This is a genomic window from Erwinia sp. V71, from assembly GCF_965644245.1.
Lineage (GTDB): Bacteria > Pseudomonadota > Gammaproteobacteria > Enterobacterales > Enterobacteriaceae > Erwinia.
The window spans coordinates 1-8155 of record NZ_CBFFRK010000166.1; the positions used below are offsets into that span (position 1 = coordinate 1).

Sequence of the window (8155 nt, forward strand, 5' to 3'; positions counted from 1 at the left end):
AGCGGGCATCGTGAAAAGTCTATGTCAAAGAAAGGGTTATGTTCTCATAATTGACGATTAAATCGCACCTTCCCTAAAGCGATAAGCGGCGTAGTTTCTTTGCTGACGGCGTATTTACCCATTATTGTTTCCCACTATACACCCAACGCGGCATCTGAAGGCTGGAAGGTGGTGAATAAAGTCTTTATGTACCTGAAGGTCGCTGCTGAATCAGCATTTACCTTATTTGATGTCTATTCTGGCGTCACTGCGGAGAAAAAAACGAAAGAGATCGATACGGCGGTGGGAATATTCAATGACGTATCGCAACACTTCTCTGATGTGGTAGTGGATATGCAACGCGAAAATACGGCTTTACGGGAAGATAAAGGCCGGGAAAATGCCTTTCTGGATCATGTTTTTATAAAAATAAGAGATCGGCTTGAAGTGGCGAAAGCCGATACTGGCGATGCACAATCCGCGAAAATTACAGGGCTGCTATTGGACATTAACAGCTTAATGGAAGAGATCGATCCCAGAATCACGGTGCTTTAATGGGTGAACCGGTCTGCGACGTTAAGCGGAGAGGAGAATCCTGCTCCCGCCGCAGCCCGGTATCAGCGCCGCCAGTCACGGGCCGCTCTGTCTGGCGATGATGCCTGCTGTCAGGAAACCAGCTCGCGCGCATAATCAAACAGCGCTTTCAGTAATGCCAGTTTCTCTTTGTCGTCTTCATACAGATTAAACAGCGACTCCAGCTCCAGCACATAATCCTGCACCCGCTGCGGATGTAATGTCTCGCGGCGGTGCTGCAGCCAGCGCTGCTGTTCGGCATCGTCGAGTGTGCCGGGGAAATTACGTGCGCGATAACGGAACAGCAGCTTTTCGATACGCTTATCGTTAAAGCTGATATCCAGCGCCGGTAAATTAACGGCAGGGGTGTTGAGGATGATGTTCATCGCGGATTTATCGGCATCGCCAAAGAAACCGTCATACAGCTGGGCATCGACATCCTCAGAGGCGACAAAGGGTTCCGCTTCGGCAAACAGCGTCACCACTTTTTCGCGGATTTCCGCATGCTGACGCAGCAGCGCCAGGTTATCCAGGCAATGCTGGCGGTCAATACCGATACGCTCAGCATCTTCTGCGCGTAAGGTATTGGCGGGTGCCAGCACCGGACACTTATTGATATGCACTAGCTTAATCGGCACGGCTGCTGCATCGCCCAGTTCTTCACGGCGCGTATAGAGACGTGCGCGCAGCGCATCGGCATCCAGTTCCAGCAGCGGTGTCATATCGCCCGCCAGATCGCAGGTAATCAGTGCGTTGCGGTTTTCCGGATGCCAGGCCAGTGGCACGATCCAGCTGGTATTGCCGCGAAACGCGCCAAACATCCCGGAAATATGCACCAGCGGTTTCATTTGCGGGATATCGATCAGTGTAGTGATTTTCTGCTTTGTACGATGACTGAACAGATAGTCATACAGTTTAGGTTGCTGCTGTTTCACCAGTTTTGCCATCGCGATAGTGGCATAAACATCGGACATCGCGTCATGGGCATTTTCATGTGCCACGCCGTTGGCTTTGGTCAGATGCTCGAGGCGAAAACTCGGCATGCCATCTTCGTTTTCCGGCCAGTTAATGCCATCCGGGCGCAGGGCATAGCAGGCGCGCATCACATCCAGCAGATCCCAGCGCGTATTGCCGTTCTGCCAGCTCCAGGCATAGGGATCGTAGAAGTTGCGGTAGAAAATATTGCGCGTCACTTCGTCATCGAAACGCACATTGTTGTAACCCACCACGCAGGTATTGGGCTGGCTGAACAGGGTATGAATGCGGCGGGCGAACTCGGCCTCGCTGACACCACGCGCTTTCGCCTGCTGCGGCGTAATGCCGGTGATCATCACCGCTTCTGGTTGCGGCAGGTAGTCATCCGCTGGCTGGCAGTAGAACACTTCCGGTTCGCCAATAATATTGAAATCCATATCGGTACGGATACCGGCAAACTGCGCCGGGCGATCCAGTGACGGACTTTTACCGAACGTCTCGTAATCGTGGAAGAGGAAAGTTGGCTGGCTGTCTGGCTGTTTCACTGTTCGGATCCCTGTCACTCAATAGGCTGGCATGCCGCGTGGTTACGCGTCTGCACTATGGTAAACCATAATGCGTACAGGCTAAATAGTGCAGGGCAGTAAGGGCGTGCTCTGCCTCGCATAGTCTGGCAGATAACCGTGCTATGCCAGGCTAAATGTTATCGGTAACATTTCCTTAAACATTTCTGCCGGAAACGGCGTTCATAGCGGGCTAAATGATTCGTAAGCTAACTGAATTCTGTTACAATAATCACGCTTTTCTGCAACATGTCGTTTTCGTTTGCATGCTGGTGGCGATAAAAACAACGGCGCGTTCTGGCCGCTAAAACACCAGGCACTCTGATTTACTGACTTATACTTTTGTCAGCGGCGCTACGTCGCGACGTTTCTCTTGTGATGTCAATGCAGTGGATGGCTTTTCCCGGTACTGATACCGGGGAAGGGTTGACGTATTAACGCTTAAAAAAAGAACACTTCCCGTGAAAAAAACAACCTCTGTTTTTATTTTAACGCCGCTATGCTTGTTACCACCGTTTACCGCGCTGGCGGCTGATAGCAGCGACACCACCACAACATCAGAATCGACCCTGCTGGTCAGCAAACAACAGCGCAGCGGATTATCCGAGCTGGATACGCCCGCTGCGGTCAGCGTGGTGGACGGTAACGATCTGCGCAACAGCACGCCGCAGGTGAATCTGTCGGAAAGCCTGGGCAGCGTGCCTGGCCTGCAGATTCAGAACCGCCAGAACTATGCGCAGGATTTACAGATGTCGGTGCGCGGTTTTGGCAGTCGCTCCACCTTTGGCGTGCGCGGACTGCGCATCTATGTCGATGGCATTCCCGCCACCATGCCCGATGGCCAGGGGCAAACCTCTAATGTGGATATTAACTCCATCGGTAAAGTCGAAGTGCTGCGCGGGCCTTATTCGGCGCTGTACGGCAATGCGTCCGGCGGCGTGATCAATATCGACAGCGAAAGCGGCACTGAGCCGGCTACCCTACAGGCGGGAACGTATTACGGCAGCTATGGCAGCTGGCGCAACAGCCTGAAAGCCAGCGGTGCCACTGGTGATGGCACCCACGCGGGTGACGTGAATTACAGTATTTCCGGTTCGCGTTTTACCACTCACGGTTTTCGCGATCACAGCGGTACGCAGAAAAGCCTGGGCAATGGCAAACTGGGCGTGCGTATTGATGATGTCAGCACGCTGACGCTGATGTTTAACAGCGTTTCGATTGATGCCAACGATCCCGGCGGTCTGACCGAAGACGAGTGGAAAGCCAATCCGCGTCAGTCGCCGCGTGGCGATCAGTTCAATACGCGCAAATACCTCGACCAGACTCAACTGGGATTACGCTATCAGCGTCAGATGAGTGACAACGATGAGCTGACCATGATGGTGTGGGGCGGTGAGCGTCATACCACGCAGTATCAGTCGATTCCTGCTATTTATCAGGCTGATGCACGCCATTCGGGGGGAGTGATCGTACTGGAGCGTAAATATCAGGGGATTGACACCCGCTGGAAACATGAGGGGCAGCTCGGCTCTGTGCCGGTGACGCTGACGGGCGGTATTGATTATGAAACCATGACCGAACGCCGTCAGGGTTTCCAGAACTTCAATACGGTAAATGGCGTTACGGAACTGGGTGAGAAGGGCGAGCAGCGCCGTAATGAAAAGAACCAGATGTGGAACCTCGATCCCTATCTGCAGACCAGCTGGAGTCTGACACCAAAATGGACGCTGGATGCCGGGTTGCGTTACAGCACCGTTAATTTTGACTCTAAAGACTACTACATCACCACCGGCAATGGTGATGACAGCGGCAGCGAACGCTATCACAAGCTGCTGCCAATGGGCTCACTTAACTACGCCGCCACAGATGCCTGGAACCTCTATGTATCGGCCGGGCGTGGTTTCGAAACGCCGACCATTAATGAACTCTCGTACCGCAGCCTGACCGCCACGGATACCGGGTTAAATCTGGGGCTGAAACCGGCCACCAGCGACACCTTCGAACTGGGCAGCAAAACCCGTATCGGCAACGGTCTGCTCACCGCTGCGATTTTCCAGACCAATACCGACAATGAGCTGATTGTTTCCGCCAGCCAGTATGGTCGTGCGGTTTACACCAACGCTGGCAAAACCCGTCGCCGTGGCGCAGAACTGTCGTTCGACCAGCAATTTGGTATGGACTGGCGGCTGAAAATGGCCTGGACGCTGCTGGATGCCACCTACCGTAATGATACCTGCGGCAATAATTGTTCTGCGGGCAACCGTCTGCCAGGCATTGCGCGCAATATGGGCTATGCTTCGCTGGAGTGGGCACCGGAACAAGGCTGGCATGCCGGTGCGGATATTCGCTATATGAGCGACATCCAGGCCAATGACGCCAATACCGCCGAAGCGCCGTCCTATACCGTGGTCGGCCTCAACAGTGGCTACCGTTTCAACTGGAGTAGCTGGTCGCTGGACCTGTTTGGTCGCGTCGACAATCTGTTCGACCGTCAGTATGTCGGCGCCGTGATCGTCAATGAAAGCAATGGTCGCTATTTCGAACCTGCGCCAGGCCGCAACTGGGGCGCTGGCGCTACGCTGACGTACAGCTTTGAGTAAGGTGTAAAGCAGTCCAGAACTCGCCACTGAGCTTGCCGCAGAGCGAAGCCGGAGGCGGGTTTTCACACCCGGGGGGATGATGATGGATAAACCGGGTGTCTTCGTCGCCGCCGTGTTGCCACGGCCGCGCTGATATTTAATTTTGGTAAGGTTAACAATATGAAAAACGGAACCTCGTTATCGCGTGTTCTGCTGATACTCACGGTGCTGTTTGCTGCACTGAGTGGTGTTTATCTGGTGGCTGGTGGTATCTGGCTGGTAAAACTGGGTGGCTCACTCTATTACATCGTCGCGGGTCTGGTGATGCTGATCACCGCCTGGTTGCTGTACCGTCGTCGCGCGGCGGCGTTATGGCTGTATGCTGTCTTCCTGCTGGCCACCACGGTCTGGTCACTGTGGGAAGTCGGCCCGGATTTCTGGGCGCTGACACCGCGTCTGGATGTCACGTTCTTCTTTGGTCTGTGGATTGTATTGCCGGTGATTTACCGTCTGCTGGCGAATGGTAAAGCTGCACGTGGTGCACTGACCACGTCGCTGGCGATTACCGTGGTGGTGCTGGCGTATGCGGTATTTAACGATCCGCAGGAGATCAACGGCACACTGAATGCGCAGCAGAATACGGTGATTGAGCGCAATACGCAGGGTATTGCTGACGCTGACTGGCCTGCCTATGGCCGTACCCAGCACGGTACGCGCTACTCGCCACTAAGCCAGATTACCGATAAAAACGTCGGTGAATTGCAGGAAGTATGGCGCTTCCAGACCGGCGATCTGAAAACCGCTAACGATCCCGGCGAAATCACTGACGAAGTGACGCCCATTAAAATTCGTGATTCCCTCTACCTGTGTACGCCGCACCAGCAACTGATTGCGCTGGATGCCGCCAGTGGTAAAGAGAAGTGGCGCTTCGACCCGCAGCTGAAAACCCGTCCTGACTTCCAGCATGTGACCTGCCGGGGTGTTTCATATCATGAGACGCCTGTACTGGCGCAGGCAGAAAGCAGTGGTCAGAAACCGGCAATCTGCACACGCCGCATTATTCTGCCGGTTAACGATGGTCATCTGTATGCGCTGGATGCCGATACTGGTGCGCGTTGTGCCGACTTTGGCGACAACGGAGATGTGAATCTGCAGGCGAACCTGCCGTACAACAAAGTCGGCGCTTATGAACCCACTTCGCCGCCGGTGATCACCGACAGCGTGATTGTGGTTGCCGGGGCGGTGACCGATAACTACTCGACGCGTGAGCCTTCGGGGGTGATCCGTGGTTTCGATGTCAACAACGGTAAGCTGTTGTGGGCATTTGATACCGGTGCAAAAGATCCGAACAAGCTGCCGGGTGAAGGTGAACACTTTACGCCGAACTCGCCGAACTCATGGGCGCCAGCCGCTTATGATGCGCTGCTGGATACCGTTTACCTGCCGATTGGTGTGTCGACGCCAGATATCTGGGGCGGCAACCGTACGCCGGAAATGGAGCGTTATGCCACCGGCGTACTGGCACTGAATGCCTCAACCGGCAAGCTGGTGTGGTTCTATCAGACGGTACACCATGACCTGTGGGATATGGACGTGCCCGCCCAGCCGACGCTGGCGGATATTACCGATAGTGCTGGCAATAAAGTGCCGGTGATTTATGTGCCGACCAAAACCGGTGACATCTTTGTGCTGGATCGCCGTACCGGTAAAACCATCGTCCCGGCACCGGAAACGGCAGTACCGCAGGGCCCGGCGAAAGGCGATCGACTGTCGCCAACGCAGCCTTATTCTCAGCTGACGTTCCGCCCGAAAGCGCCGCTGAGCGGCAAAGATATGTGGGGCGCGACCATTTATGATCAGCTGATCTGCCGTGTGATGTTCCACAGCCTGCGTTATGAAGGTCCGTTTACGCCGCCGTCCGAGCAGGGCACGCTGGTGTTCCCGGGCAATCTGGGCATGTTCGAGTGGGGCGGCATCTCGGTGGATACCGATCGTCAGGTGGCGGTAATGAACCCGATGGCGCTGCCGTTTGTTTCGAAGCTGATCCCGCGTGGTCCGGGCAATCCGCAGGAAGAGCCGGAGAATGCGCAGGGCAGTGGTTCTGAGTCCGGTATTCAGCCGCAGTACGGCGTGCCGTATGGTGTAACGCTGAATCCGTTCCTGTCGCCACTGGGCTTCCCGTGCAAACAGCCTGCCTGGGGTTATGTCTCGGCGGTGGATCTGAAAACCAACGAAGTGGTGTGGAAGAAACGTATTGGTACGGTGCTTGACAGCTCACCAGTACCGCTGCCGTTTAAGATGGGGATGCCGATGCTGGGTGCGCCGGTTTCTACCGCAGGCAATGTGTTCTTTATTGCTGCGACGGCGGATAACTACCTGCGCGCCTTTAATGTCGCCAACGGTGAAAAACTGTGGGAAGCACGTTTACCGGCTGGCGGTCAGGCAACGCCGATGACCTATGAGGTGAACGGTAAGCAGTATGTGGTGATTGCTGCAGGTGGTCACGGTTCGTTCGGGACCAAACTGGGCGATTATATTATTGCTTACGCGCTGCCAGAACAGAAGTAAGGTGGAGGGCGGTGATTTCCCGCCATCACTGTTTTGTTCCCTCCCCCATAAAATGGGGGAGGGTCAGGGAGGGGGAACCAGTGGCACGGAGTCAGCCGCTCCCCCATCCCAGCCTTCCCCCATTTTATGGGGGAAGGAGCCATTGGTGCCATCACATTACCTTGCCACATCCTGCGCAGCCTGACGCGGTGCCAGCACGCGTTTCCCGAGCTGAATACCCGGTTTCTCAACAAAATGATACAGCAGAGTGGCGATGGCATATGTCAGCGGCAGCACAATCGCGCAGATCAGGGCGAAACGTGCTGGTGCACTCATGGCCGCCAGCTGATAATCGCGCAGCAGAATGGCGATAACCGGCACCACCAGTAGCAAATGCAGCAGATAGACCGAATAGGATACATCGCCCAGCCAGGTACTGATGCGGTGCGTCAGAATGGCTCGTGGCAGCTTAATCACTTTCGCCAGCTGTGCGCCGGGCTGGTACTGCCACAGAATCGCTGCCATACCGATAATCATCACCGCCTGCAATATCACCTGCAGCTTACTCATCTCAATGCGCAGCAGCACTGTCACCACTGGTCCGATTAATGCCAGCAGCAGATAACCCAGTTTGCGCTCACGCACCGCGGCAGCAACCAGCATACCAGCCATAAACATATGCAGTTTAATCAGGATCAGCGACGGCATCGGGAAGGCATCGTAATAATCCGCCAGCAGGTAGCGTCCGGCGATGCACAGCGCCATGATTAGCAGCAGGGTGCGCGCGTAGCCGAGGCGCAGGGTCAGCAGCATAATAAACGGGAACAGGAAATAGAACTGCATCTCCAGCCCGATGCTCCAGGGCGGATTCAAGTTCGAAGTGCAACGCTAAGCCGCCTGTCTTCACTCTGCAAAGACCACTGAAGGCTGCCGGAACCC

General features: G+C 55.1%; 5 protein-coding genes. 3 read left to right on the top strand and 2 right to left on the bottom strand.

Features of this window, described 5'->3' with window-relative positions:
* The first annotated feature begins 99 nt into the window (after positions 1–99).
* Complete coding sequence (locus tag ACSZO1_RS20870; protein WP_437616079.1) at positions 100–534, top strand: hypothetical protein; 435 nt, start codon at positions 100–102, stop codon at positions 532–534.
* 110 nt (positions 535–644) lie between these two features.
* On the opposite strand, the gene sbcB is transcribed toward ACSZO1_RS20870, so the two are convergent.
* Positions 645–2072, bottom strand: coding sequence for an exodeoxyribonuclease I (sbcB, locus tag ACSZO1_RS20875; RefSeq protein WP_437616081.1), 1428 nt, complete (start codon positions 2070–2072; stop codon positions 645–647).
* 479 nt (positions 2073–2551) lie between these two features.
* Here sbcB and pqqU point away from each other — a divergent pair, with 479 nt between their 5' ends.
* Both pqqU and ACSZO1_RS20885 read left to right on the top strand, forming a co-directional pair.
* Entirely contained in the window at positions 2552–4690 is a 2139-nt protein-coding gene (pqqU, locus tag ACSZO1_RS20880; protein WP_437616083.1) for a TonB-dependent receptor PqqU, read from the top strand.
* A gap of 159 nt (positions 4691–4849) precedes the next feature.
* Positions 4850–7237, top strand: a complete 2388-nt coding sequence (locus ACSZO1_RS20885; protein ID WP_437616085.1) for a glucose/quinate/shikimate family membrane-bound PQQ-dependent dehydrogenase — start codon at positions 4850–4852, stop codon at positions 7235–7237.
* 156 nt (positions 7238–7393) lie between these two features.
* Here ACSZO1_RS20885 and ACSZO1_RS20890 read toward each other — a convergent pair whose 3' ends face one another.
* Positions 7394–8089: an acyltransferase family protein gene (locus ACSZO1_RS20890; protein ID WP_437616087.1), complete on the bottom strand. Its 696-nt coding sequence runs from the start codon at positions 8087–8089 to the stop codon at positions 7394–7396.
* Positions 8090–8155 lie beyond the last annotated feature (66 nt).

Coding starts and splice junctions, on each gene's coding strand:
- ACSZO1_RS20885 (WP_437616085.1), top strand. CDS start 4,850: ATGAAAAACGGAACCTCGTTATCGCGTGTTCTGCTGATACTCACGGTG.